General features: G+C 71.7%; 22 protein-coding genes. 10 read left to right on the top strand and 12 right to left on the bottom strand.

The annotated features are described in order from the left end of the window. Positions 1 to 16 precede the first annotated feature (16 nt). The gene (locus ABH925_RS06565) at positions 17 to 712 is read right to left on the bottom strand and encodes an endonuclease V (protein ID WP_370146058.1); all 696 of its coding nucleotides are present in this window, start codon (positions 710 to 712) and stop codon (positions 17 to 19) included. An 8-nt stretch (positions 713 to 720) separates the two neighbouring features. Beyond that, complete coding sequence (locus tag ABH925_RS06570) at positions 721 to 1,896, bottom strand: serine hydrolase domain-containing protein (RefSeq protein WP_370146059.1); 1,176 nt, start codon at positions 1,894 to 1,896, stop codon at positions 721 to 723. A gap of 252 nt (positions 1,897 to 2,148) precedes the next feature. On the opposite strand from ABH925_RS06570, the gene ABH925_RS06575 reads away from it, so the two are divergent. From ABH925_RS06575 to ABH925_RS06585, 3 genes are read left to right on the top strand one after another with little or no spacing between them, the layout of a single operon-like run. Next, positions 2,149 to 3,009 (top strand): ABC transporter ATP-binding protein, encoded by an 861-nt coding sequence (locus ABH925_RS06575; protein WP_370146060.1) that lies wholly within the window; start codon positions 2,149 to 2,151, stop codon positions 3,007 to 3,009. Continuing rightward, the gene (locus tag ABH925_RS06580; protein ID WP_370146061.1) at positions 3,006 to 3,935 is read left to right on the top strand and encodes an ABC transporter permease; all 930 of its coding nucleotides are present in this window, start codon (positions 3,006 to 3,008) and stop codon (positions 3,933 to 3,935) included. Before ABH925_RS06575 ends, ABH925_RS06580 begins: the two co-directional genes overlap by 4 nt. 53 nt (positions 3,936 to 3,988) lie before the next feature. Next, positions 3,989 to 5,068 (top strand): ABC transporter substrate-binding protein, encoded by a 1,080-nt coding sequence (locus ABH925_RS06585; RefSeq protein WP_370146062.1) that lies wholly within the window; start codon positions 3,989 to 3,991, stop codon positions 5,066 to 5,068. A gap of 142 nt (positions 5,069 to 5,210) precedes the next feature. Here ABH925_RS06585 and ABH925_RS06590 read toward each other — a convergent pair whose 3' ends face one another. The 5 genes from ABH925_RS06590 to ABH925_RS06610 form a co-directional block, all read right to left on the bottom strand. After that, entirely contained in the window at positions 5,211 to 5,453 is a 243-nt protein-coding gene (locus ABH925_RS06590; RefSeq protein ID WP_370146063.1) for a hypothetical protein, read from the bottom strand. 514 nt (positions 5,454 to 5,967) lie between these two features. Further along, complete coding sequence (locus ABH925_RS06595) at positions 5,968 to 6,978, bottom strand: helix-turn-helix domain-containing protein (RefSeq protein ID WP_370146064.1); 1,011 nt, start codon at positions 6,976 to 6,978, stop codon at positions 5,968 to 5,970. A gap of 329 nt (positions 6,979 to 7,307) precedes the next feature. Beyond that, complete coding sequence (locus tag ABH925_RS06600) at positions 7,308 to 7,844, bottom strand: hypothetical protein (RefSeq protein WP_370146065.1); 537 nt, start codon at positions 7,842 to 7,844, stop codon at positions 7,308 to 7,310. 230 nt (positions 7,845 to 8,074) lie between these two features. After that, on the bottom strand, positions 8,075 to 9,370 hold the full coding sequence (locus ABH925_RS06605; RefSeq protein WP_370146066.1) for an MFS transporter: 1,296 nt from the start codon (positions 9,368 to 9,370) through the stop codon (positions 8,075 to 8,077). A 168-nt stretch (positions 9,371 to 9,538) separates the two neighbouring features. Continuing rightward, positions 9,539 to 10,000, bottom strand: coding sequence for an ATP-binding protein (locus ABH925_RS06610; protein WP_370146068.1), 462 nt, complete (start codon positions 9,998 to 10,000; stop codon positions 9,539 to 9,541). A 231-nt stretch (positions 10,001 to 10,231) separates the two neighbouring features. Between ABH925_RS06610 and ABH925_RS06615 the strand changes: the two genes are divergently transcribed. Both ABH925_RS06615 and ABH925_RS06620 read left to right on the top strand, forming a co-directional pair. Then, complete coding sequence (locus ABH925_RS06615) at positions 10,232 to 11,092, top strand: XRE family transcriptional regulator (RefSeq protein ID WP_370146071.1); 861 nt, start codon at positions 10,232 to 10,234, stop codon at positions 11,090 to 11,092. A gap of 76 nt (positions 11,093 to 11,168) precedes the next feature. Further along, positions 11,169 to 12,140, top strand: a complete 972-nt coding sequence (locus ABH925_RS06620; RefSeq protein ID WP_370146073.1) for an MBL fold metallo-hydrolase — start codon at positions 11,169 to 11,171, stop codon at positions 12,138 to 12,140. Positions 12,141 to 12,331: 191 nt separating this feature from the next. Here the strand turns inward: ABH925_RS06620 and ABH925_RS06625 are convergent, their stop codons facing one another. Further along, a complete protein-coding gene (locus ABH925_RS06625) occupies positions 12,332 to 12,739 on the bottom strand; it encodes a hypothetical protein (RefSeq protein ID WP_370146075.1) in 408 nt (135 codons plus the stop codon). Positions 12,740 to 12,822: 83 nt separating this feature from the next. Beyond that, positions 12,823 to 14,106: an FAD-dependent oxidoreductase gene (locus ABH925_RS06630; protein ID WP_370146076.1), complete on the bottom strand. Its 1,284-nt coding sequence runs from the start codon at positions 14,104 to 14,106 to the stop codon at positions 12,823 to 12,825. 101 nt (positions 14,107 to 14,207) lie between these two features. Here ABH925_RS06630 and ABH925_RS06635 point away from each other — a divergent pair, with 101 nt between their 5' ends. Further along, on the top strand, positions 14,208 to 14,816 hold the full coding sequence (locus ABH925_RS06635; RefSeq protein ID WP_370146077.1) for a PadR family transcriptional regulator: 609 nt from the start codon (positions 14,208 to 14,210) through the stop codon (positions 14,814 to 14,816). 48 nt (positions 14,817 to 14,864) lie between these two features. Here the strand turns inward: ABH925_RS06635 and ABH925_RS06640 are convergent, their stop codons facing one another. The 3 genes from ABH925_RS06640 to ABH925_RS06650 form a co-directional block, all read right to left on the bottom strand. Next, positions 14,865 to 17,207: an FtsX-like permease family protein gene (locus ABH925_RS06640; protein WP_370146079.1), complete on the bottom strand. Its 2,343-nt coding sequence runs from the start codon at positions 17,205 to 17,207 to the stop codon at positions 14,865 to 14,867. Beyond that, positions 17,204 to 17,860 (bottom strand): ABC transporter ATP-binding protein, encoded by a 657-nt coding sequence (locus ABH925_RS06645; RefSeq protein ID WP_370146365.1) that lies wholly within the window; start codon positions 17,858 to 17,860, stop codon positions 17,204 to 17,206. The genes ABH925_RS06640 and ABH925_RS06645 overlap by 4 nt, the downstream gene beginning before the upstream one ends. A 155-nt stretch (positions 17,861 to 18,015) precedes the next feature. Continuing rightward, positions 18,016 to 18,540, bottom strand: coding sequence for a PadR family transcriptional regulator (locus tag ABH925_RS06650; RefSeq protein ID WP_370146081.1), 525 nt, complete (start codon positions 18,538 to 18,540; stop codon positions 18,016 to 18,018). Between the two features lie 73 nt (positions 18,541 to 18,613). Between ABH925_RS06650 and ABH925_RS06655 the strand changes: the two genes are divergently transcribed. The 4 genes from ABH925_RS06655 to ABH925_RS06670 all read left to right on the top strand — a co-directional run bounded on the left by ABH925_RS06655 (position 18,614) and on the right by ABH925_RS06670 (position 22,938). After that, a complete protein-coding gene (locus ABH925_RS06655) occupies positions 18,614 to 19,387 on the top strand; it encodes a hypothetical protein (RefSeq protein WP_370146082.1) in 774 nt (257 codons plus the stop codon). Positions 19,388 to 19,495: 108 nt separating this feature from the next. Then, positions 19,496 to 20,113, top strand: a complete 618-nt coding sequence (locus ABH925_RS06660; RefSeq protein ID WP_370146083.1) for a GNAT family N-acetyltransferase — start codon at positions 19,496 to 19,498, stop codon at positions 20,111 to 20,113. A gap of 189 nt (positions 20,114 to 20,302) precedes the next feature. Further along, a complete protein-coding gene (locus tag ABH925_RS06665) occupies positions 20,303 to 20,728 on the top strand; it encodes an OsmC family protein (protein WP_370146085.1) in 426 nt (141 codons plus the stop codon). Positions 20,729 to 21,156: 428 nt separating this feature from the next. Next, complete coding sequence (locus ABH925_RS06670) at positions 21,157 to 22,938, top strand: putative bifunctional diguanylate cyclase/phosphodiesterase (RefSeq protein WP_370146366.1); 1,782 nt, start codon at positions 21,157 to 21,159, stop codon at positions 22,936 to 22,938. Positions 22,939 to 22,954 lie beyond the last annotated feature (16 nt).

Here is a 22,954-nt window from a genome sequence, read left to right on the forward strand (position 1 = left end):
CGGTGGGCGGCGGTGCTCAGCCCGCCGCCAGGGCCGCGCGGCAGAGGCGGTCGGCCAGCCGGGTGGTCTCCGGCAGCCGGAACCGCGGGCTGAGCGCGAGGGTGTGCGCGCAGGCCTGGTCGAGGTCGACGAGGTGGCCGGCGGAGACGAACACCGGCTTCACCCCGGTACGGGTCCGCAGCGCCCGGCCGACCGTCTCGGCCCCGTCCAGCAGCGGCGAGGAGGCACCGCGCTCCGGCCCCGGCGGGTCGAAGGCGTACAGGAAGGGCGACTTGGCGACGCCGAAGGCCGGGATCCCGGTGAGCACCCCCAGGTGGCTGGCCAGGCCGAGCCGACGCGGGTGGGCCACACCGTAGCCGTCGCAGACGATCAGGTCCGGTGCCCGCCCCAGCGCGGCGAGCGCGTCCAGGACGGCGGGCAGTTCGCGGAAGGCCAGCAGGCCGGAGACGTAGGGGAAGGTGATCCGGCCGACCGCGGTGGCCTGGCCGACCACCCGGTGGGTCGCCGCGTCCAGCACCACCGCCGCCGCGGCCACCCGGTCGCCCGCGTCGTCGTACGCCACGTCCACCCCCGCGATCGTCCCCCCGCCCGACAGATCCGGCCCCGGCCCGGTGACGTCCACCAGCCCCCGGAGCCGCTCCTGCACCCCGATCGCCGCCCCCTCGTCGGCGGGCCGGCCACTCGCCGCCGCGGGCCCGGTCCCCCCGGACATGGTCCCCATCAGCCGGCCGTCGCGGCCTGGTAGACGGCGCGGGAGAACTGCTCGTTCTCCGGGGCGGCGCCGCCGGGGAAGGCGAAGCGGCGGCGGGTGTAGCCGTAGGCGAGACCGGAACGGGGGTCGCCGAAGGCCAGTGCCCCGGCCGCGCCGGAGTGCCCGAAGGTGTCGGCGGCCAGCGCCGGGTAGGCCACGCCCAGCGCCTCGAAGCCGAGGCCGAAGGCGTTCGGGTTGCCGACCACCAGGTCGTTCCCGGCCGAGTGGATCCGGGCGAACTCGCCGACGGTGTCCGGCGTCAGCAGCGGGCCGTGGCCGTTGAACCCGCCCAGCGTCGCCGCGTACATCCCGGCGATGCCGCGCGCGTTGCCGGCGCCGCCCACCGAGGTGGGGCTCTTCGCCAGCGAGGCGGGCGAGTTGACGAAACGAACCAGGTCGAAGGAGGGGTCGGCGCTGGTGTTGAAGGCGATCGGGAGGCGGTTGTAGCGGCCCACCTGCGGGCGCTCGGCGAGGGCGGCCAGCTGCCCGGCGGTCGGCAGCATCGGCAGTACGTCGCGGTAGCGGTGCCGCTCGGCCTCGGGCAGCCCGAGGAAGAGGTCGAGACCGTACGGGGCCCGGACCCGCTCCTCGTAGATCTCCTGGATGCTGCGCCCGGTCACCCGGCGCACCACCTCGCCGGTGAGTGCGCCGATCGCCAGCGCGTGGTAGCCGTGGCCGGCCCCGGGCCGCCAGAACGGCGCTTGTCCGGCCAGCCGTTCGGCGACCACCCGGTCGTCGGCCAGTTCCTCGTAGCTGAAGCCGCCGTCCGCGCCGATGACCCCGGACCGGTGCGAGATCAGCTCGCGCAGGGTCACCGCGCCCTTGCCGTGGGCCGCGAACTCCGGCCAGTAGTCGGCGACCCGGCGGTCCAGCTCCAGCGCGCCGTCCTGCACCAGCAGCGCGACCACCAGGTGTGCGGCGCCCTTGGTGACCGAGAAGACCCCGGTCAGCGAGTCCCCGGTGACGTCCCCGGCCCACAGGTCCACCACCAGCCGCCCGTGCTGGTAGGCGGCCAGCTGCGCGCCCGGATCGGTGGGCTCGGCGGCGACGAACGCCGCGAACTCCGCCCGCACCTCCTCGAACCCCTCGGCGACGGTGCCGTGCACGGTGGCGGTGCTGGTCTCCAAGGCAGTCTCAGACGCCATGACGTTCTCTCCCCGAGGTCGGTCGCTTCGGCCGGTCCTGATGATCACCGGTGCCTGGACAACCCCGGTGCCGGCGCCGGGCATTCCCGTCCCGGGGCGGCGCGTTGCGGCGGCGCCCGGCAACGGCGAGCAGAACGCGCAAAACCGCAGGTAACGCGGCTAACGCGGGATACCTCTGAAACAGTGACGTAACACGGAGCCGCCTCTAGCGTCGGTCTTCCTCGAACCCGAGGCAAGAAAGGAGACGGCTCCATGGCTTCGCGAAATAGCGTGGCAACAAGCCCGACCGCCGACCGCACGGATCCGGGCAGCGCCCGGATCGAGATATCCGGGCTCACCAAGCGGTTCCTGACACCGGGTGGCGAGGTGTTCACGGCGCTGCAGGACGTTTCGTTCGCCGTGGAGCCGGGCCAGTTCTGTGCGGTGGTGGGACCGACCGGGTGCGGGAAGTCGACGACGCTGAGCATGGTGTCCGGGCTGGACCGGCCGAGCGAGGGCTCGGTCACGGTCGGCGGCCGCGAGGTGGACGGGATCACCGACGGAATCGGCTTCATGTTCCAGGCGGACGCGCTGCTGCCGTGGAAGACGGTGCTGGCGAACGTGGCGATGGGCCCGGTGTTCCGGGGCGTCGGCAGGCAGCAGGCCCAGGCCTCGGCCCGGGACTGGCTGCGCCGGGTCGGCCTGGCCGGCTTCGAGGACCGCTATCCGCACCAGCTCTCCGGCGGTATGCGCAAGCGCGTCGCGATGGCGGCGGCTCTGATCAACGAGCCGAAGATCCTGCTGATGGACGAGCCGTTCGGCGCGCTGGACGTGCAGACCAAGGCGATCATGTCGACCGAGCTGATCGGCCTGTGGGAGCAGACCCGCCCGTCGGTCATCTTCATCACCCACGACCTGGACGAGGCCGTCGCGCTGGCGGACCGGGTGGTGGTGATGACCTCCGGTCCCGGCTCGGTGAAGGCCGTGTACGACATCGACCTGCCGCGGCCGCGCGGTTCGGTCCAGGAGATCCGTTTCGAGCCCCGCTTCATCGAGCTGCAGCACCAGATCTGGAACACCCTGCGCGAGGAAGTGGAGCGCGCCTACGCCCGCACCGCCGAAGGTACGGCATGAGCACCGCACCCACCAACCCCGTGCCCGCAGCGGTTACCGACTCTCCCTCGGCCGCGCCCGTCGACGCCGCCGCCCGTTCCGCGGAACTGGTGCGGTCGTCGGCCGCCACGGCCGCGAAGCGGGCCTTCCGGCGCCGGGTCGCCCTGGTGTGGGCAGCCCGGCTGGGCGTCGCCGCCTTTGTGCTCGGCGGCTGGCAGGCCTTCACCGCCTGGGGGATCGTCGACCCCTTCTTCTTCGGGCAGCCGTCCGGCATCTGGTCGCGGCTGATCGACCTGTTCGAGAACGGCACCGAGTTCGGCTCCTTCTACCTGAACATCTGGACCACCATCCAGGAGGCGCTGCTCGGCTTCGCCTTCGGCGCCGTGGCCGGCATCGTCATCGGCGTGACGCTGGGTCAGAGCCGGTTCCTGTCGGACGTGCTGGGGCCGTACATCAAGATCGTGAACGCGATCCCGCGGATCGTCCTCGGCTCGATCTTCGTGGTGGCCTTCGGTATCGGCGCCACGCCGAAGATCCTGCTCGCCGCGGTGCTGGTGTTCTTCGTGGTGTTCTTCAACGCCTTCCAGGGCGTCCGCGAGGTGGACCGCAACATCCTCGCCAACGCCAAGGTGCTGGGCGCCTCGCAGCTGCAGGTGGTCCGGCACGTGATCGTGCCGTCCGCGCTCACCTGGATCATCGCCAGCCTGCACACGGCCTTCGGCTTCGCCATCGTCGGCGCGCTGGTCGGCGAGGTGCTCGGGGCGCAGAACGGGCTCGGCCTGGTCATCAAGACCGCGCAGAACAACTTCGACCCCAACGGGGTGTTCGCCACGATGCTGGTGATCGCCGTGGTCGTGCTCGTCGCGGAGTGGCTGATCAGCAAGTTGGAGCGACGGCTGCTGTCCTGGCGCCCGCCGTCCCCGACCGAGGCCGCCAACGCCATCTGACCCCCCCACCGCAGTCCCCGGTTCGACCACCCTCGAAAGGAAAGTGGCAAGCCATGTTCAAGCGTGCCCTCGCTGCGTCCTGTGTCACCCTGCTCGCCCTCGGCGCGGTCAGCGCCTGTTCCTCCAGCGGTTCCTCCAGCAGCGCCTCCGGCAGTGTCCCCAAGGTGACGCTGATGGTCGGCGGCATCGACAAGCAGATCTACCTGCCCTACCAACTGGCCCAGAACCTCGGCTTCTACAAGAAGTACGGCGTCGACGTGGTGCTGAGCACCGAGACCGACGGCGGCGTCGGTGCCGAGGACGCGATGGCCTCCGGCCAGGTGGACATGGCCGGCGCCTGGTACAACCACACCATCGACTTCCAGGTGAAGGGCAAGGCGGTCGAGGACATCGTGCAGCTGTCCGGCGCTCCGGGGGAGCGGGTGATGTGCACCCCGAGCAGCAACGTGCACTCGGCCGCCGACTTCAGGGGCAAGACCGTCGGCGTCACCGACCTGGGCTCCGGTACCGACACCCTGACCAAGCTGCTGGCCGCCCAGAAGGGCCTGAAGACCAGCGACTACAGCAGAATCGGGGTCGGCGCTGGATCCACCGCCGTGGCGGCGCTGCAGAACGGCAAGACCGCCTGTGTGATGACCACTCAGCCGACGGTCACCGCGCTGGAGAAGAAGGGCATCGCCTACTCGGCGATCGACCTGGCGACCACCGCCGGCGCCCAGTCCTCGCTGGGCGGCGCCTGGCCGGCGGCCGGCGTGCTGGCCCGTACGGACTGGGTCAACGCGCACAAGGACGCGGCGCAGAAGGTCGTCGACGCCCTGGTCGCCACCATGCACTGGATCAACACCCACAGCGCGGCGGACATCGCCGACAACCTGCCGCAGTCCTTCGTGTCCAACGCCCTGGTGACCAAGGCGGACTACATCACCGCCCTGAACCAGGACAAGGGCCAGTTCCTGCCCGACGGCATCATGCCGGCCGGCGGCCCCAAGACGTCCCTCGCGACCGAGATCCTGGTCGGCAACGCGACCTCGTCGGTGAACCTGGGCACCACGTTCACCAACGACTTCGCCCTCGCCGCCAACAAGCTGGAGGGCCTCACCCCCACCACCACGCCGGCTGACGCCAACGGCTGACGCGGGCGGGCCGGCGGCCCTCCGAACGGCGGATGCCCGGGTGACTGTCGCCTGGGCATCCGCTCGTCGATGTCTTCGTCGTCGCCGTCGTCAGGTCTGGTGGAACCACCAGACCTGACGTGGTAGCAACCCGGTTGCCGGGTCAGTCCCAGTGCGCGGCCAGGTCGCCGTCGGCTCCGGCCCAGCCCGCCATGGGGACTCCCGCGGCCGCGAGCTTCGCCCGCACCATCGGCTCGGGCAGCCCGGCCATCACCGCGATGCTGCTGGGGTGGACTCCCGCCCGTGCGGCACTGACGAGTTGGTCGTCCAGGCTCATGCGCGCTCGCTGAATCTCCGCCAGTGCGTCCAGGCGGGATGCCTGCTGGAAGTCATCGAGGTTTGACATGTCCCCATCTTGCCATTATTTGAACCTGTGAGGAAGTCTGGACTCCGGAGCGATTGAAAGATATCCATATGACACCACTGGCCGCAGTGACATGAGTGGCCGCCGGAACGGAACCTGGATCACATGCCCTGCGGGGGCTCGATGGGAGCGGTGGGGCGCTCTGGCCTGTCCCCCCGAATGGTGGTGTCATTCCGCCGTTCGGAGGACGCTGCTCGACGCGGACATGGCATACCATGCGGGGGGCATGTGTGCGAGAGCAGTAGACATGCTCGACACATTTTCGAGGGTCCCACCCCTCGATCCTATTGGAAGGGAGTGACAGCAGTGATCCGACACATTCGCATCGTCACCCTGAGCCTGGTCGCGGCACTTGTCCTCGGCTTGGTCGCCGTGGTCGCCGGCGTCCCGAACGACTCTATTTGGGACGCGCCGCACGCGAAAGCCGCGCGCGCCGACTCTATTTGGGACGTGGCTACGAACTAGGCGAGCGCATGCTCGTCGCTGTCCTGCCCGGCTATATCTCGTCGTCGGGCAGGACGACCGCTCCCGAGGCCTGCTCGCCGACCCGGTATCCCAGCTGGAAGTTCGTCTTGGCGTCGTAGTGCTCGTGCAGTTCCGCGTAGTAGCGCGCCACCGTGCGCTTGTGCAGCCCCAGCCGCCGGGCGATGCTCTCCTGGTTCACACCTTCGATGGCGAGCTGGATGATCTTCTTGCGGGTGGCCCCGCTGACGTCGGCCGTCGGCCGCCGGGTGGCGCCCTCGAACTCGGTGCCGCGCTCCCAGTCGCGCCAGAATCCGCGGGTCAGCAGCTCCACCGTGGCCGGCTCCCAGCAGAAGACCGCCTCGTTGGTATCCCCGAAGTACGGGTAGATCGCGACGTCGTCGATGATGAACAGCCGGTCCCCGAACTCCGGTGACGTGCGTACCTGGGCGCCCGCCTCGGTCACCGCCCGGGCGTAGGCGCGCGCCGCCGCGTTCGACTGCACCGAGGTCTGGTAGAGCGTGCGCCACTGGGAGACCCTGCGGATCATCTCCAGGTCGCGGGGCAGCACCGCCTCCAGTCCCTCCGCCTTGCGGGGTCCGGGCTGAGCGAAGAGCATCCTCCGTTGTGCCTGCTGCATCAGCAGGGTGACCTGGGCGCCTATCGCCTCCTTGCTGCGCACCCGGACGAAGGACCCGTCCTCGCCGTCCGGGCGCTTCGCGTGCCACATCCGCGTGATGGGCTCCAGTCGACGCGGTCTCGCCGCCACGGCGGCCAGCAGCCGCATGGCCTCGCCCACCGCCTCCTGGTCCTGGCTGGCATGTGCCGAGCGGGGATGGACCGGCCCGAGCTGGTCGGGGTCGAGGAAGTTCGGGGCCAGCAGTCCCTCGTCCAGGAGTTCGCGCAGCGCACCGGGCTGCTGCTGGCCGACGGCCTTCTTGGACACCGCACCGCTCTCCAGCGCCTGCTGGTAGAGCTCCCGCGCCTCACGGGACAGGAACTCGTCCTCGTTCGGTGCCTGCGGGGGGTGCTGAGCCGCGTCCACGAACATCTCTCCCGATTCAGCGTGCGCCGGAACTGTCGCGCGGCGGCGCCCGGACACGATGCCTGGACAACCAGGGCGGCCGCACACTGCCGCGTCCATTCTCCCGGACGCGACGGGGAGCGGCTACGCAGGGTCGACAGGTGGACCGGTGGCCGGGCCGGAGCGGGATCCGGGCGGTCGTCACCGCCATTGAACCGGGTCCGGCGGAACAAGGCCAGAGGTGCCGCCGTGATCGGGAGGACCGGCGGAACCGAAAGGGCGTACGGGCCGTGCAGGGTGGGCACTGGTCGCGACACGGGAGACTGTGGTCCGCGTCACGACCCAAGGCGTCAGGCCGGGACGGTGAGGGTCTCGTCGTCGACCCAGTGCAGGCCGGTCACGATGGCGTGCCGCAGTTCCTGGACCGACCAGCTCGGCAGGAACTTCAGCGGGAGCACCGGGGCGACGGCCTCCAGGGTGTCGATGAGCTGCAGGTGCTGCCCGGCCTTGTCGACCATCAGCACCACCGGCTTGCGCAGTGCGGTCGCCCAGCCCAGTTCGAGGCTGATGCCGGCCGACAGCGGGGTGCCGACGTAGCTGAACACCACGTCCGCGGACTGGATGGCACGGAACGGGCTGGGCACCCGCTGGCCGGGGTGCAGGCCGCGGGCGGACCAGGTGTCGCCGTGGTGGGTGCTGTAGACGCTGACACCGCAGTCCAGCAGTGCCTCGCGCAGGGCGGTGGCCCGGTCGCGGACCGCCAGGGTGAGGCCGCCGTCGACCGGACCGGTCAGCCGAAGCGACGGGGTGGCCAGGAACACTCGCAGTTGGCGGCGCGCGTCGGCGGTGACCTCGGCTTGCGTGTCCAGTGCGTACAGATCGCTCATGGTCGACTCCCAGCGGCGGCGGGTCGCGCTGAGGCCGAGCGGGGCCTCGCACGTCGGTATGTGGTGCGGCGGTGGCGTTGGCGGCTGGCGCCGGAGTCGTCCGGGGAGGCGACTACGGCACCAGCGGCCATCGGGGGGATGCGTGTTGATCCTCCCGATTCGCTCGCTCGTATGTCCACATCCGGAGGGCGGCATCTCAGTGCATGTCATCAAGATGCACCGCGCCTCGCCTAGCTGGTCGCGACCGTCGCACGCAGGGTCGCGGCCGGGATGTCGCGCATGCCGCGCAGCGGCGACGCGAGCAGCCAGAGCCCGGTCAACGCCATGATCGACGCGCCGATCCACATGGCGGGGCGGGGCCCGAGCCAGCTTCCGAGCCCGCCGCCCAGCAGCGCGCCGAGCGGTGTGGTGCTCCAGATCAGCCAGCGGATCGAGGCGTTCATCCGCCCCAGCAGCTCGGGCGGGCAGACCGACTGACGGTAGGACACCTGGGCGGTGTTGTAGACCGCCCCGGCCGCGTTGAACGCGCCCCAGCCGGCCGCGTACATCAGCGTGCCCCAGCCCGACCAGGCCAGCGGCATCAGGAAGGTCAGCGGCGCGGGGATGACCAGGGCGACCCACATGATCCGCGCGGTGCCGACCCGGAGCGCCAGCCGCCGGGCCACCAGGCTGCCGCCGAAGCCGCCCAGCGTGCCCAGACCCAGCACCAGGCCGGTCTCGGTGGGCGAGGCGTGCAGGGTCCGGATCAGGAAGACCACCTCCAGTGAGGTGACCAGGCTGATGGCCAGGTTGGCGGTCGCGGTGCAGGCGGCGATCTTCCGCAGAATGGCGTCGCCCAGGACGAAGCGCAGCCCCTCGGTCATCGCCGCCCGGAAGGTGATCCGGGGCGGGGCGGTCCCCGGTTCCCGGCAGGGCTCCCGGGTCCGGATCAGCAGCAGCGAGACGGCGCTGAACGCGTACGAGAAGGCGTCCACGCCGAGCGTCCTGGCGGTGCCGACCAGACCGGCCAGCGCCGCGCCGAGGGTCGGTCCGGCGGCGTCGGCGAAGGTCTCGGTGGACCGCAGCTTGCCGTTGCCGTCGACCAGTTGCTCCCGGGGGAGCAGCGTGGGCAGGTAGCTCTGGTCGGCCACGTCGAAGAAGACCCGGAAGCAGCTCACGCACAGCACCGCCGCGTACAGCTCCCAGAGCGACACGGTGCGGAACAGCGAGATCAGCGGGAGCGAACCGATCGCCAGGAACCGTCCGACGTCGCTGCCGAGCATCAGCCCGCGCCGGCGGATGCGGTCCACCAGGACCCCGGCCGGCAGGGTCAGCACCAGGAACGGCAGCCGGCGCATCATGCCGATCAGCGCGACCTGGAAGGTGGTCGCGTGCAGCGTCTGGATCGCCATCAGGGGCAGTACCAGGGTGGACACGGCGGAGCCGACATCGCTGACCGCGCCACCGGACCACAGCAGCAGGAAGTCCCGGTGGCGCCAGAGTGGGGGTGACGCCGTCGGCGTTTTTGACATGGTCTGTTCAGGCACGGTCTATGCCTACACCAGTCCCGGAGTTGGGCCAACCCGTAGTTGAGATCTTCACAACTCCGAGTGGTGGCAGTGTCGATCTCCGCGATAGCCGTGGAGCGTAGCGCATCGGCCGGGCGTCGTGGCTGCTCGCCGAAACGTCCGACCGCCGCATCTACCCGTACCCGGTCAGGCCAGGCGGTAGTCCACCAGCACCTGGAGTCCGGACGGGATGGCGTGGGTCTCCCAGGCGTCGGCCAGGGCGGCGACGATCTGCAGGCCCCGGCCGTACTCGTCCGGCAGCGAGCGGACGCCGGCGCCCGGCCGGCCCTCGCCGAGGTCGGCGACGCAGAGGTGGACCACCGACCGTCCGGGGTCGAGGTCCAGGGCGACCAGCATCTCCTCGCCGCCGTGCAGGGCCGAGTTGGCCGTCAGCTCGCCGACCAGCAGGACCAGGGCGTCCCGGTCGTCGGCGTCCAGGCCCCAGGCGGTCAGCACCTGCCCGGCGATCGAGCGTGCGGTGCGTACCAGATCCGGCCGCGCGGGCAGCTGGAAGACGGCCTGCGGCGGGGAGAGCGAGGGCTGACCGGATACGGCCGCTGAGGGCTCCGGCGCGTCCTCGCGCGGGCGGCGGTCCAGGTTCACGATCACGGTCAGGGCCTCGGAGGTCTCGGCTGTTGATCCGTCATATCGCTGCTGACAGATGGGAGTTGGTATCGGTCGGGCGGTCGCCTCGGCGGCGGTGCGATAGGTTACGGCCACCGGGGAGCAGCACTGTGAGTGAGGCCGTGGCGACAGTCTGGCCCACTGTCATGGACCTTTCCACTGAATGTTTTTCCATGTAATTTCGGTGTACCCAATTCCCATGGACTGTGCAGAGACATGAACCGGCAGGACTTGAAGGGCATGCTGGCGCGGCACCGGGCGCTGATCGACCCCGTCGACTACGGCTTCCCGGCCCCGACCATGCCGCGTCGCGGCCCCAAGGTCCACGGACTGTCGCAGCACCAGCTCGACCTGCTGCTGAGCCAGCAGCCCTACTTCATCACCACCGGCACCCTCGGCCGCCTGGTCGGCGGCAAGCTGCCCCGGCCGGAGTCGCGGCTGCTCGACGCCATCGCCGAGTTGCTGCGGCTCACCGAGGACGAGCGGGTGATGCTGTTCCTGCTCGCCACCGGCGCCAAACCGCCGCACCCGCTGGACCCCTCGGCCCCGGTGCGGCTGCGCCCCAGCTGGCAGCTGGCGCTGGACGGCATCGAGCACATGGCGTACATCACCGACGTCTCCTGGCGGTTGCTGGCCTACAACCGCCACTTCCCGGCGCTGTTCCCGCAGGGCCGGCCGCCGAAGAACATCATGTGGTGGATGGTGCTCTGCCCGGAGGCGCGCGAGCTCTACTTTCCCTACTGGAAGGACCTCTGGGGACCGCTGGCACTCGCGCAGCTCAAGGCCGCGGTGGTGGCCAACCCGCAGTCCGGCGAGCTGGCCGGCCTGGAGCAGCAGGTGCTGGCCGACCCGGTGACCGGACCGATGTACGCGGACCCGCAGCTGGAGTACATCCACCCCGACACCGACACCCGGCCGCTGGTGCACGCGGAGCTGGGCCCGGGGATGGCCACCATCTGCGCGGCGGAGCCGTTCAGCATGCCCGGAGCCCGGCTGATGATCATCCTTTTCCGCCCCGGCGAGGTCGTTCCGCCGCCCGGCGGTTCCACCGACCGCCGCCGCAGCGCCAGGCGATGACGGAACGTCACTGCACGGCAGAGAGTGACCAGGATCACATGCGGGACGGGTGCGGGGGTCGACACAATGGGCGCCCATGAGCGAAGAAGCACGGCTGACCGCCGTGGCCGACGGCCTGTTCGTCTGGTGTCCCGAGGGCCGGGGAACCTGGGGACTCGCCAACTGCGGGCTGCTGGTGACGGAGGCTCAGGCGGTGCTGGTGGACACCCCCTACGACCTGCCGCGCACCCGCCGGCTGCTCGCCGCCGCCGAGCCGGTGCTGGGCCCGGACCGGTCGATAGGGACGGTGCTGCTCACCCACTCCAACGGTGACCACAGCTACGGCCTGCCGGCCCTGCCCGGGGTGGAGGTGATCGGCACCGAGGCCTATCTGCACGCCCTCGACCACGAGCCCACTCCGGAGCAGATGCACCTGCTGACGCGCGGCGGAGCGCCCGGGGAGGCCACCGGCTGGTACCTGGCCAAGCACTTCGGCCGCTACGACTTCACCGGGCTGGAGATCGTTCCGCCGACCCGGGTCTTCAGCGGTGAGCTCGACCTGGACGTCGACGGAACGCCGGTCCGCCTGACCCAGGCCGGACCGGCCCACACCGACGGCGACCTCTGGGTCCACCTGCCCGAGCAGGGCGTGGTCTTCGCCGGCGACCTGGTCTTCGCCGGGGACCACCCGGTGCACTGGGCGGGCCCGCTGGCCAGCGTGATCGACGGCTGCGAGCGGATACTCGGCACCGGTGCCGAGGTGATCGTTCCGGGGCACGGCCCGCTGCTGGGCCCGGCCGGGCTCCGCGACTACGTCGACTACCTGTCCTGGGTGGCGGAGCGGTGCCGGGTGCTGCGGCTGGGCGGGATCCCGGCGCAGGACGCCGCGCTGCGCCTGATCGACTCGGGCCGCTATCCGGAGCTGGGCCTCCCGGAACGTCTCGCCATCACCGTGGCCACCGAGTACCGCCACCTCTCCGGCGACCAGGACACCCCCGACCTGGTCGGGCTGGTGGGGGCGGCGGCCCGGATCGCCCTCGCCCGCGCGGAGGCCGCAGCCGCGCTGTAGCGGCGGCGGTGCGGTACCGGCCGCTGAGGGTACGGAGGCCGCTGGGGTCGCTGAGCACCGCGGTTCCGTGGCACCGCACAGGGGTGGGCGCCGCGGAACCGGCCGGCCTCGCGCCGGCCCTGGGGGGCGTCGGTGTCCTGCCGGGCCAGCGCCGTCCCCGAGCCGGGTCCGGGTCGCCCGTCGGGGCGGGGTCAGCGGGACCGGGTGCGGGTCGGCGGGCGGAGCCCCGCCCGGCGCCGGTGCCGTGGGGTGTCCCAGGGAGTCGCGGCGCAGGCGCCCGGGACGTCGGTGGCCGCCCAGCGGTAGCCGGACTCGTAGGTCAGCCGTCGCACCGTGGCCTCGTACTCCTGCTCGGCCTCGACCCTGCAGGTGGTGTCGCGGATGTGCCAGAGACCCTGGTAGCAGCGGACCACCGCCCAGCGGGCCATCCCGTTTCTCGGGTCGGCGAAGGCCACCAGCCGTACCGAGTCCTCGGTCGCGGAGATGCGCACCGCCCAGGATTCCCGCAGGGCGTCGTCGACCAGGGCGCAGATCGTCTCCGCCAGCAGGTCCGCTGTCTCCTCCGTCAGCGACGGATCCCGGGCCTGTCGTGGTCCCACGACTTGGCGCATCCCCACCCACCACCCCTACGCTGCCCAGATGCCATGGACACGCCTAAGTCTATTACGACCGTGCTCCTGGACTATGACAACCTGGCCGGACGCTTCGGTTCCGCCGCCGTTCCGACCGGTGCGGATGAGCCGGACGATGCGGGCGGGACCGGTGCGGCGACCGGTGCCACCGTCTCGTCCCAGTGGATCCGGTAGTGGAACATCCATGCCTGCTTCTCCGGCTTGGACAGCTTGCCGAAGATCCGCATCAGGGTGGCGAACACCACCCGTCCCACCGGCCCCGCCGTCTTCGCGCTGTTCTTGCGGGTGGTCTCCTTGATGATCCGTTCGGCCCGGGGCCGCCGCAGCCGCTCGTACGCGGCGAAGGCCTGGTCATAGGGCAGGTCGCGCAGGCAGCGGGCCAGCTCGACCGCGCTCTCGATCGACAGCGAGGCGCCCTGTCCGGAGCTGGACGAGGGGGCGTGCGCGGAGTCGCCGACCAGGACCATCCGGCCCCGGCTCCAGTGCGGCACCAGGGGCATGATCTCCATCGAGCCGAGCACCATCAGGTCCTCCGGCCCGGTCAGGCCGATCAGCTGCTGGGCGGGCGTGCGGTCGTCGGCGAACTGCCGGTGCAACAACGACAGCCACTCCGAGGGCGGGGTCCGCTGCGCCTCGGCCGCCGTCATCGCCTCCGCGTGCGGGAGGTTGACGAACCACAGCGCCGAGTCGTCGTCGAAGACCTGGTAGCCGACGAAGGCGTGCTTGCCGAAGCTCATGTTCATCGCCCCCCGGGTCGGGGCGACGCCGCAGTCGGCCACCTGCGCGCCGAAGCTGATCAGCCCGGTGTGGTCGGGTCCCGGCGCGGACGGGTCGATGAGGGTGCGCACGGTGGAGCGGATGCCGTCCGCGCCGATCAGGATGTCCGCGCTCGCCCGCGTCCCGTCGGCGAAGTGCGCGGTCACGCCGTCGGCGGTCTCCTCCGCGCCGACCAGGCGCTTGCCGTGCTCGGTACGGATGCCCCGGCGCGCGGCCTCGTCGACCAGCACCCGGTAGAGCTCGGAGCGCCAGACCAGCTGCATCGGCGGGACGCCGGGCGGGTTGCCGAACTCGGCGAGCCGACGGCCGGCCCAGTCCTGCATCACGATCCCGGTCATCGGGATCCCCATCGGCCGGACCACCTCGCCCAGGCCGATGACGTCGAGGGCGTCCAGGCCGTTGGGGGCGAGGCTCAGGCTGCCGCCCGCGCCGTCGGCGGAACGGGAGTACGCCTCGTAGACGGTGGCGTCGATACCGGCCTGCTGCAGGGCGATCGCGGCGACGGGGCCGGCGATGCCACCACCGATGACCAGGGCGGTGCGGATGCGGGAGGACATGACGGCTTCCTGCCTTTCGGGTGGGTGGTGCGCTGACAGTGAAATAGTTGCATTGCAACTAGTCTCCCGTCAACTAGTACCAGCGGGGGTAGCATCGCCCCATGGCCACCACTCCGCCGCGCAGCTCACCGCTCGCGCTCACCGTGCTGTCCCTGCTGCACTACAAGCCGCTGCACCCGTACGGGGTGCAGCGGCTGATCAAGCAGTGGGGCAAGGATCAGGTCGTCAACGTCGGCCAGCGGGCGGGTCTCTACCGGACCATCGAGCGCCTGCTCGGAGCGGGGCTGATCGCGGTCCGCGAGACCGGCCGGGACCAGCAGTACCCCGAGCGGACCGTCTACGAGGTCACCGACGAGGGGCGGGTGACCGCCCGCAGCTGGCTGATCGAGATGCTCGCCACGCCCAAGCAGGAGTTCCCGGAGTTCCCGGTCGCGCTGTCGAACCTGATGCTGCTGGACCCGGCGGAGATGCTGGACGCGCTGGAGCGGCGCCGCGAGCGGCTGGCCGGGACGCTGGCCGCCCTGGACCGGGCAGCGGAACAGGAGGCCGGGCACGGCCTGCCGCGGATCACCATGCTGGAGAGCGAGTACCTCCGCGTGGTGACCGCGGCCGAGGCCGAGTGGCTCGTCGGGGTGATCGACGATCTGCGGACCGGCCGGCTGGCCTGGTCGACCGAGCAACTGCTGGCCTTCGCCGAGGCGCAGGAGTGAGCCGCCCGCCGCGCGTGGCGGGCGTGGCGGGCGGCGGGCGCGGCGCGGCTACTCGTTGCGGGCGGTCTCCGGCCCGGTGATCCGGCGGAGCAGCGGCAGCGTGGAGGCGATCACCCCCAGCGACAGCACGATCCCGGCCAGCACGATGACGTAGTACTCCCCGCCCGGTGCCCGCACCGAGTAGCCGAACTGCGCCCGCAGGAACAGCTGCGCCGCCAGGAAGCCCATCCCGATCGCCACCGCGGAGACCACCAGCAGGGGTACCGCGCTCTCCAGCAGCACCACCCGCCGCAGCACGCCGAGCGGGACACCGCTGAGCCGCAGCAGGCTGAACGGACGCTTGCGTTCGCTCAGCCCCGCGGCCACGCTGACGGCCAGGCTGCAGCCGGCGATCGGGAAGCTGATCATGATCACCACGTCGGCCAGCTGCTGGTACCCGGCGATCGCGCGGTGCTGCCAGGAGCGCTGCTCGGCGATGGTCGCCGGGGGTTGTTCCGTCGGGTAGGCGGTCGCGATCAGGGTGCGGGCCCGTTCGATCGCACTCCGGGAGCCGTCCGTGGTGACCACGAGGCCGGTGATCGGAAGGCCGGCGAGACGGTCGGCGGAGATTCCGGCGGCCGGCCAGGTGGACGGCCACGGGGGTCCGTAGGCGAGCCCGATGGTGTCGAGTGTCGGCGTCACCGAGGCCGCCCGGGCCCCCGGCTCACAGCCGCCGAACACCGGCTCGGTGGCGAGCTGCGCGCAGGAGACCAGCCCGGCCAGGAAGCGCGCGGCGTCGCGCTGGGGGACCCCGAAGGCCGTCGGGTCCTCGGTGCCGAGCGGATTGGTGTGGATCTCCAGCACGCCCTGGACGCCGGTGACCCCGTGCAGAGCGGTCAGCAGCGTCTGCGGCAGCGCGGGCTCGGTCGACGTCAGCTCTCCCGACCGGGTGACCCGGAAGTAGTCGGCGACCAGGGCGCTGCTGACCGAGGGGCTGCTCTTCGGGATGCCGCGCTCGGCGACCAGCGAGGTGATGATCCCCACCGTCCCGGTGGTGACGCAGAGGGCGAGGATCAGCCCGCTGACCGCGCGGAAACCCGCCCGGGGATCGTCGGAGAGTCTGCGCCCGGCGACCAGCAGCGAGGGGTGCCCGGTTCGCCGGGCCATCAGCCGGGCGCCGACCATGGTCAGCCACGGCCCGGCGATCACCAGCCCGGCCATGATCAGCAGCATGCCGGGGATGAAGGCCGCGATCTGCCCGTTGGTGGTCTTCGGGTGCCTGCCGATGAAGTACGTCAGTTCGAGGACCCCCGCCAGCAGCGGGATCACCCGGCGGATCCGGGGCGGGCGCGGAGTGGCCCGCCGGGTGACGCCGAGCGGCGAGATCCGCACCCGGCGCAGGGCGATCCGGGCCGCGATCGCGGCCGCGACCGGCACGCCGAGGGCGACCGCCGGCACGTCCGTCGCGGTCAGCGACAGGTCGGAGCCGAAGAACGGCGCGTCGGTGAAGCGGATCGTCGCGACCAGCGGGCGGAGCAGGAAGAACAGCCCGAAGCCGACGGCCACCCCGGCCACCGCGGCGACGGTCGACTCCACCGCCGCGATCACCGAGATCTGCCGGGGTGTCGCGCCGATCAGGCGCATCGCCGCGAAGCGCTGCTCCCGACGGGCCGCCGCGAGCCGGGTCGCGGTCCCGATCAGGATCAGCACCGGGAAGATCAGCGCGGTCGCCACCACCGAGAGGATCAGCGCCATGCCGTTGGAGTTGGTGCCGATCGAGCAGTCACCGCAGTCGCTGGGTGAGGTGGCCATGATCGAGGTGATGCGTCGAGCACCGGGGACGTGCGAGAGCTGGTCCGGGGTGTGGCCGATGACCACGATCAGCGAGTCCGGTCCCGGCAGCGCCGAGGGACCGATGGTGCCGATCTGCCGCCCGGGGAAGCGGTCGGCCAGCTCGTCGGCCGGGGTGGACCGCAGCAGCGCGCCGAGAGCCGGCGAGGCGTAGTACTCCCCGGGGCCCGGCAGCGCCGGTATGCCCGGCGGGACCGGCGAGTGCGGTCCGGTCGCGGCGAGGTCGACCCGTCCGATGGTCGTACCGTCGAAGTTGTCCGGCGAGGCCAGCCACCACATCGGGTCGGACGGCGCGGCGGCGGCCGTACCGCCGCCCTGCGGCTGCGACGTGCCGGAGTTCTGCGTACTGGAGTTCTGCGTGTCGGAGTTCTGGGCACCGGCCTGCTGCACACCGGAGTTCAGCCAGGCGTAGCGGGCGTTCTGGGTGTTCGTGGCGTTGACCGACGCGACCGTGTTCAGCAGCAGGAAGACGCCCAGGGCGACGGCTGAGGTGATGACGGCGAGGCGGGCGGCGGCCTCCCGGCCGCCGCTCAGGGTGAGGCGCAGCCCGAGCCCGATCACGAGGCGACCCGCTGCGGCGTGAGCGAGGTGACCCGGCCGTCCCGGACCACGACCTCGCGGTCCGCGCACGCCGCCACCCGGGGCTCGTGCGTGACCAGGACCACGGTGGTGCCCTCGGCACGGGCGGTGGTGACCAGCAGGTCCATCACCTGCTCTCCGGTCAGCGAGTCCAGCGAGCCGGTCGGCTCGTCGGCGAACAGCACGTCGGGCCGCGCGACCAGGGCTCGCGCCAGCGCCACCCGCTGCGCCTGGCCGCCGGACAGCTCGCCGGACCGGCGGCTCTCCAGGCCTTCCAGGCCGAGCCGCGGGAACCAGGACCGGGCCTCGGCCAGCGCGCTCGACCGCCGGGTCCGGCTCAGCAGCAGCGGCAGGGCGATGTTCTCCTCGGCGGTGAGCTCGGGGACGAGCTGGCCGAACTGGAACACGAAACCGAAGCGGTCCCGGCGCAGCGCGCTGCGCTCGGTCTCGCGGAGGGTGTCGACCCGGCGGCCGTCGAAGTGGACCTCCCCGGAGTCGGGGACCAGGATCCCGGCCAGGCAGTGCAGCAGGGTGGACTTGCCGGAGCCGCTGGGGCCCATGATGGCGACGATCTCTCCGGCCGTCACCGCGAGGTCCGCACCGCGCAGGGCCGGTGTCTGACCGAACGACAGCATCGCGCCGCGGGCCTCGACCAGGACCCCCGCAGCGTCCCCGGCATCCCCGAAGGACCCGGCGGACCCGGCGCCCCCCGCGGCCGCCGGGTCCGTGGGCTTCGACCGCGCGCCGGCCGCTGCGGCGCGTGCGGAGCTCCGGGGCCCGCCGTCGCCGCTCATGACCGCACCTCCGCGGCCAGCGCGTCCAGCCGGGCGGTGGTGAGCTCGATCCAGCGGAGGTCGGCCTCCAGATGGAACAGGCCGTGGTCGGCCAGGAGCCGGTCGACCAGCTGGCCGCTCCGCCTGATCTCGGTCAGCTCCCGCATCCGCTGCAGGTGCGCGGCCCGCTGGGCGTCGAGGTAGGCCTCGGCGTCGCGTTCCAGCAACAGCGCCAGCACGACCTTGGTGAACAGCACCGTCTGCAGGTGCGGCTCCGCCTCGACCGGCTCGGCCAGCCAGGTCTGGACCTCGGTGGCGCCGAGATCGGTGATCACGTAGCGCTTGCGGTCCGGACCGGCCCCCGGCTCCGCCTCGCCGACCAGGACCTTGCCGTCGCGAGCGAGCCGCCCCAGGGTCGAGTAGACCTGTCCGAACGGCAGCGGCTTGCCCCGGCCGAAGTACGCGTCGTAGTCGCGCTTGAGGTCGTATCCATGGCTCGGCTCTCGTTCGAGCAGTCCGAGGAGTGCGAGAGGAACAGTCATATCGCAGTGTCTACACTCGGTATCTACTCTCAGTCAATGGTGTCCTTCCGCTGTTCACCGGCACAATGCCCGCGTGAGCGAACAGAGTGGGCTGAGCGGATCGGGCGGACCGGGCAAGCGGAACGAGCCGGGCGGGCTGGGCAGGCCGGCCGAGCTGCGGGAGCTGGGCGAACTGGGAGAGCGCCTCGTCCCGGCATGGAAGCGGCACACCGAGGGGGAGCAGCGCTGGGCGGTCAGCATCGCGCTGCTGGTGGCCATCGCGGTGCAGTGGAGCCTGCCGGAACGGCTGACGGTGCAGCCGCACTGGCTGCTGCCGGTACTGGAACTGCTGCTGATGGTGGCGCTGGTGTTCGCCAACCCGCACCGGCGGATCGAGCGGGCGACCATGCCGGTCCGGGTGCTCGGCCTGCTGCTGGCGGCGGCGGTCAGCCTGGCCAACGGCTGGTCCGCGGTGCTGCTGGTGCACGACCTGCTCACCGGCTCGCACGGAGTGGGCGCCGGCGCGCTGCTGATGACCGGTGGCGGGATCTGGCTGACCAACATCATCGCGTTCAGCCTCTGGTACTGGGAGGCCGACCGCGGCGGACCGGCCGCACGGGCCCACGGCACGCACGAGTACCCGGACTTCCTCTTCCCGCAGATGCAGCAGCAGGGCATGTCCCCGCCGGACTGGGAACCGGAGTACGTGGACTACCTCTACCTGGCCTTCACCAACGCCACCGCCTTCAGCCCGACCGACGTGATGCCGCTGTCGCGCTGGTCGAAGCTGCTGATGGGCATCCAGTCCACGGTGTCACTGCTGACGCTGGCACTGATCGTGGCCCGTGCGGTGAACGTCCTGCAATAGTGCGGCAGTGATTGTGCTCACAGGCGCGGATGCCTGCGCCGTACCCGTCCTTCCGAGCATGCTGTGGACATGACGGCGCCGTGCGCGCCCTGGACGCGGAGGTTGTGCGTGGACGACGGGCTTGAGCAGGTACGGATCGCACGGATCGACGAGGCACCCGGTGCGGAGGAGGCGGGGCGGCAGCGGCTGGTGCTCCGTGTCGCCGACTGCGACCAGGACGCACTGCGGGCCACGGTCCGTGCCGCGAGCGAGGGCTACCACCTGGTGCGCTGGCCCGGGGTGGCACCGAGCGACCTGATCGGACCGTTCGCGGCGACCCGGGAGGCACTGAACGACGCCCCGCAGGACGGCCTCGCCCACGGTGGCGAGCACTGGGACGAGGCACGGGTCCGCCGGCAGGCGGAGACGTACGCGGCGGACGGCGGCTCGGTGCTGACGGTCGCGGCGGTCTGCCTGGACGGCGAGGGGAACCAGGTGGTCGCGGGATTCAGCGAGATCGTGCTGCACGGCGGGGCGGCGGCCGCCGTCGCGAACCAGTACGACACCGTGGTGCGGCGGGACCACCGCGGACGGGGCCTGGGGCTGTGGGTGAAGGCGGCGATGCTGCAGTGGCTGCTCGGTGCGCACCCCGAGGTGGAGCAGGTGGTGACCACCTGCGCCCCCGGCAACACCCACATGATCGCGATCAACGAGCAGCTGGGCTTCCGCCGCGAGTCCGCCGGCTGACCCCCGGCGGCCGGGCGGTGACGGCGACGGTCGCCGCCGTGGCGGCAGTACGGCGGGGCGCTGACGGCGCCGGGGTGACGGCGGGGCGGTGACAGCGGCGGCGCGTTCCCCGCGTGGCGTCCTGACGCGGCATAGGGTGGTGGTCGGCACACGACCGGAACCACCACATCGACCATGGAGGTACCCAGCGTGGCAACCACACGCGTCGCACGCACCGCTTGGGAAGGCGCTCTGCTGGACGGGAAGGGCGTCGTCTCGCTCGTCACGTCCGGTGTCGGCGAGTTTCCCGTGTCCTGGCCCTCGCGGGCCGAGGCGGCGAACGGCAAGACCAGTCCGGAGGAACTGATCGCGGCCGCTCACTCCAGCTGCTTCTCGATGGCACTGTCGTTCGGCCTGGCCAACGCCGGCACCCCGCCGACGCTGTTGGAGACCCAGGCGGAGGTGACCTTCCAGCCGGGTACCGGAATCACCGGGATCCACCTGACCGTGAAGGGCACCGTGCCCGGCCTCGACGAGGCCGACTTCGTCAAGGCCGCTGAGGACGCGAAGGCCAACTGCCCGGTGAGCCAGGCACTTTCGGGTACCACCATCACGCTGTCGGCAAGCCTCGCCTGATCGGGTCGCCCCGGTCCGACGTCGCCGCCGTCCGAGCACCCGCGGACGGCGGCGGCGCGTGGGCGGTCGTACGCGCGCTCCGAACATTCCCCTGTGGGGTGAATCGCCCGGGTGTCGCTGGATCGGCCCAGGACAGGCCACCTATGATCACTACCGTGCGTCATGAGTGAACGGGAGTGCGGGACGGGAGAGCGGTGCCAGGCCCGAGCAGCGACAGCAGTGGGAGCAGCGAGGGTCAGGCCGTGGCCGCGTCCCCGTTGAGCGAAACCGTGCTGGGCGAAACCGCGCTGGCCGAAACCGCGCTGGCCGAAACCGCGCTGGGCGAGACCGTGCTCGCCGAGACCGCGCTCGCCGAGCCGCCGGGCCCGCTGCCGCCGGCTGAGCTGCCGCTGGGCGAGCTGCCGTTGACCGAGACGTCACCGGGCCGGATGTCCTTGGGTGAGGCGTCGTCGGGTGAGGCCGCGCTGACCCAGGACCAGTTGATCGAGGCGCTCCGCGCCAGCGAGACCCGTTTCCGTGCCGCGTTCACCGACGCGGGCATCGGCATGGCCCTGGTCGACCCGGACGACCTGATCATCGAGGCCAATCCCGCCCTCGCGGAGATGCTCGGCCGTACCGTCCCCGAGCTGAAGCGGCTGCACATCCACGAGGTCCTGGAGGTCGAGGAGCACTCCCGGCGGATCTACCTGGAGCTGCTGCGCGGCGACCGGGACCGGATCCGGCTGGAGAAGCGGCTGCGGCACCGCTGCGGCCACGCGGTGTGGACCAATGTGACGGTGTCGCTGATCCGCGACGGCTCGGGCAATCCGCAGTACACGCTGGCCATGGTGGAGGACGTCTCCGAGGCCCGGCTGCTCGGCGACCGGCTGCACTACCAGGCCATGCACGACCCGCTGACCAGGCTGCCGAACCGTTCGCTCTTCTTCGAGCGGCTGGCCGTCGCGTTCACCGAGGGCGACCAGCGGATCGGCCTGTGCTACCTCGACCTGGACGGGTTCGCCGCCGTCAACGACACCCTGGGCCACCATGTCGGGGACGAGCTGCTGGTAGCCGTCGCCCGGCGGCTCGAACAGCGGTTCACCGCGCGCGGCCACCTGGTGGCCCGGGTCGGCGGCGACGAGTTCGCGGTGCTGGTGCCGCGCAGCGCCGGTGCCGAGGAGCTGACCGCGCTGGCGGCCGAGGTGGTGGAGGTCCTCGCCGCCCCGTACGACCTGACCGGGCAGCGGGTGGTGGCCACCGCGAGTGTCGGCGTCGTGGAACGGCCGGTCCCCGGCACCACGCCGACCGAGCTGGTCAAGGACGCCGACTCGACCCTGGGGTGGGCCAAGAGCGACGGCCGGGCCCGCTGGGCCTTCTACGACCCGGAACGGACCGCACATCAGACGACCCGTCAACTCCTGGCCACCACCATGCTTCCGGCGCTGGAGCGCGGCGAGTTCACGGTCGAGTACCAGCCGCTGGTGGACCTCAGGGGCGAGGACCTGGGCGTGCCGCGCGGCGTGGAGGCCCTGGTGCGGTGGCAGCACCCGGAGTTCGGCACTCTCTCGCCGGATCGTTTCATCGGCATCGCCGAGGAGACCGGAGCGATCGTCCCGCTGGGCCGCTGGGTGCTGGAGACCGCGTGCGCCCAGGGACGGGCCTGGATGCGGGAGTTCCCCGAAGCGGGGCTGTTCGTCAGCGTCAACATGGCGGCCCGTCAGTTCTGGGATTCGGACGTGGTCGCGGATGTCGCCGAGGTGCTGGGCACGACCCGGCTGCCGGCCCGGCTGCTGCAACTGGAGCTGACCGAGAGCGCGGTGATGGGCCCGGCCGGACGCCCCCTGCAGGCCCTGCACGCGCTCGCCGACATGGGCGTGCGGATCGCCATCGACGACTTCGGGACCGGGTACTCCAACCTCGCCTACCTCAGCCGCCTCCCGGTCCACGTGCTCAAGCTGGACAGCGGCTTCGTCGAGGGCTTCCACCCGGACCAGCCCTCGACCGCGCTGGAGACCCGGCGTGAGAGCCGCAGGGAGGCCGCCGACCAGCAGATCGTCGCCGCGCTGGTGCGTCTCGCCCACGCGCTCGGCCTGACCGTCACCGCCGAGGGCGTCGAGAGTGAACTGCAGGCCGACCGCCTCCGCGCCACCGGCTGCGACCACGCCCAGGGCTGGCACTTCGGCCGCGCCACCGCCTCCGACGCGATCACCCGGATGCTCCAGCGCCTCTGATCCGGGCAGAGCCTTG

The organism is Streptacidiphilus sp. EB129 (genome assembly GCF_041262645.1).
In the GTDB taxonomy this organism is placed as follows: domain Bacteria; phylum Actinomycetota; class Actinomycetes; order Streptomycetales; family Streptomycetaceae; genus Streptacidiphilus.